At 65.8% G+C, this 2,278-nt stretch carries 2 protein-coding genes; one reads left to right on the top strand and one right to left on the bottom strand.

Annotation, left to right across the window (positions count from 1 at the left end):
• Positions 1-231: restriction endonuclease subunit S (locus tag IFR11_RS16065; RefSeq protein WP_191916844.1), on the bottom strand; the 231-nt coding region annotated here is incomplete at its 3' end.
• A gap of 296 nt (positions 232-527) precedes the next feature.
• Here IFR11_RS16065 and IFR11_RS16060 point away from each other — a divergent pair.
• Positions 528-2,278, top strand: a 1,751-nt coding sequence (locus IFR11_RS16060; RefSeq protein ID WP_191916843.1) for a hypothetical protein, incomplete at its 3' end; no start/stop codon positions are given.

Below are 2,278 nucleotides of genomic sequence, written 5' to 3'. Positions count from 1 at the left end.
CCCCCCCCCCCCCCCCCCCCGCAACTCGTCATACGACGACGGAATCTCGTGCTCCCCCGAAAGCAGCACCGTCAGCAGATCGGAGCGCAGCGTGCGGAGTGACTCGGCGGCGGAGCGGGCGGCGTCATAGGCGTCGAGCAACGCGTCGAGGGCGTCTGTCAACTCGCCCTGGCGTTCGAGCGACGACACGTGGACCACGTGGTCCAGAACGAGCTTCTTCGAGAGGTTCACTTGCGCGGCGCCAGAGGCCTTCGCCGCTAGACGGTCAGAGTGGGCCGCCAGGAGGTGATAGAGCGGCGGCTTCCGTACTTACGACACGCTCGCGCGCTACCTCGAACTCGCCAAGCCCCGCGACCTGTCGCTGTACATCGGTCTTCTCATCGGCGAGGAGCTCGCGCGATGATCGCCNCCTTGACCTCACCGGCGGAGGCATCAGCGACGCCGAGATCCTCGAACGAGGCCGCACCACCGACCTCGTCAGCGACGCCGCCGTCGCCATAGTCGAAGCCCGCGTCCGAAAGTCCGGAGTGCTGGAAAGCCTCGAGAGGTGGAAAGCGGAGGACCGTAACACCATCGGCATGGGCGGACGTCCGGCAATGATCTCCCACCGCGCCGTGTTGACGGCCCTGCTCCTGCTCGCCCGCGAGAGCGCGCCGATGCACCTTCGACGAGCCGCGTTCCTCATGCAGGTCCGCCTGAGCCCCGCATCGAAAGAGCTGCTCGGCCTGCCGGAATCCCACGACGCTTTCATCCCGCAGGACGCCTCACGTGATCGCTGGTACAACAACACCGTCCGCGCGTTCCAGCGCATGAACTCGCTTCTCGACCCCTACCCGCAGGAGCGGTACACGCCGAAGACATACGAGCAGATCCAGCAGATCCTCGACGCACACGACGCCGTCCGCGCAGAGAAGTACAAGGCCCGCCTTGACGAGTTCAGCCGACTGTTCCTCCACATGACCTTCATGGAGCAGCCGCGCGAACTCCGCCGCGCCTCCACCAAGCTCGACGTGTCCTTCGACCAGGCCTACGTCGGCACACCGACAACGAAGGGCTTCTCTCACAACACCATCAAGGACCGCATCGCCGTCGAACGTCGCGTCGGCGACGCCGGACAGCTCACGCCCGGCCCCGTCGACGCCTTCGCCGGCTGGCACATCAAGAACGGTGAGCGTTACGACCACAAGAAGAACGAGAAAGACCAGACCAACCCCAACTCGAAGGGCGCGAAGAGCGTCGACTACGAATGGGGCCTCGTCGCCAACCTCGCTGTACGCGTGGACTCCGAGAAGCCCGGCTCCAGGCGGTTCCCGTCCCTCGTCGTCGCCGCGACGCTCAGCATCCCCAATCGAGAGGTCGCCGAGGAAGCAGTCAACCTTCTGCGCTCCGCAACCACCCTCGGACTGCGGCCGGGCGTCGCCGACGCCGACAAGCAGTACTGGGCCAACAGCGTCCCCGACCGCCTGCTTCGACCGGCGCTGCTCACCGGGTTCACCCCGTCCACTGACTACAAGATCGACCGCGTTGGAGTGAAGGGTGGCGCGCACGGCGCTCTCTACGCCGACGGAGACCCGTATTGCCCTGCGACCCCGAAGTCTCATCTCGAGGCGTCAAAAGACCTGCAGACCGGTGTCATCGACATCGTCACCTACCGGGCCCGGGTCGAAGCCCGAAAGGACTGGAAGCTGCACGTCAAACAGAAGGCGACCGGTAACGGCAGGGTCATTCTGCGCTGCCCGGCACTCGGGCCGAGCCCGACAGTCACCTGCCCACTTCGCGAGATGATGGTCGGCGCAGCGAAGAAGGCGCGCCCACACGCCGAGCCCGAGACACTCGAGGCTGAATTCCTGGACACCATCTGCACCAAGCACTCGGCGTCGTTCGACCTCACCGAGATGATGGCGCCGCAGCAGGCTTTCGACTACGGCAGTCAGGAATGGGAGGACTTCCACGAGCACGCCCGCAACACCGTCGAGTCCGAGAACAACCAGCTGAAGGCATCCGGCGACGAGGACATCGAAACATCGGGTCGCCGACGCGTTCGCGGCTTCAGCGCGGCGCAGATCATGGTCACGCTGTTGCTCGTGAACCACAACATCCGCAAGATCGCTTCGTTCATCGACGACCTACGCAACGCACCGCGAAGAGCGCGCCCGCCGAGCCGGCTCCACTCCGCCGCAGAGACCGCGTGTGGGCCAACCGCTACACGAAGACAACCGGCAACGGCGACCTCACGGTCCCTCGCGGAGGCAGAGGGCCCCGGCCGACATCGGCCAAC

This window comes from Microbacterium sp. CFBP 8801 (assembly GCF_014839455.1).
In the GTDB taxonomy this organism is placed as follows: domain Bacteria; phylum Actinomycetota; class Actinomycetes; order Actinomycetales; family Microbacteriaceae; genus Microbacterium.
Note: the sequence above shows the minus strand (reverse complement) of the source record. Positions and strands in the feature narration are given on the sequence as shown.